Genomic DNA, 639 nt, shown 5'->3' with positions numbered 1-639 from the left:
GTGCTGAGGGCGATTGCCGGCCTCATCCAGCCGAAGGCAGGCAGGATCATGCTCGGCGATGACGATCTGGCCAACGTCTCGGCCCGGGCCCGCGGGATCGGCATGGTCTTCCAGAACTACGCGCTCTTCCCGCATCTGACTGTCGCGGAAAACATTGCTTACCCGCTCGCCTGCCAAAAGATGCCGCGCGCTGAGCGAAAGGCACGGGCCGCCGAGATGTTGTCACTGGTGCGGCTCGATGGCTACGGCAACCGCCTGCCGCGCGAGCTCTCGGGTGGACAGCAGCAGCGCGTTGCAGTGGCCCGCGCCATTGCGGGTCGGCCGTCACTGCTGCTCCTTGATGAACCTTTCGGCGCGCTCGACCGGGCATTGCGGTTCGATCTTCAGGTCGAGCTTCTTCATCTCCAGAAGACGCTTGGCATCACCACCCTGATTGTCACCCACGACCAGGAAGAAGCCCAGAGCCTGGCCAGCCGCCTGGTGCTGATGAACAAGGGCAATGTCGAGCAGATCGACACGCCGATGGCCGTCTATGACCGCCCGAAGACGCTGTTCGTCAACACGTTCATCGGCCAGACCAACGTTCTTAATGGCACCGTTGCCGAGCTCGGCGAAGCCAGGACGGTCATCGCCCTGAAG

General features: G+C 63.2%; 1 protein-coding gene. It reads left to right on the top strand.

Annotation, left to right across the window (positions count from 1 at the left end; genetic code table 11):
- Window positions 1-639: ABC transporter ATP-binding protein (locus AC1D35_RS36690; RefSeq protein ID WP_477942984.1), on the top strand; the 639-nt coding region annotated here is incomplete at both ends.

It is taken from the genome of Rhizobium sp. P1_E6 (assembly GCF_056405875.1).
Note: the sequence above shows the minus strand (reverse complement) of the source record. Positions and strands in the feature narration are given on the sequence as shown.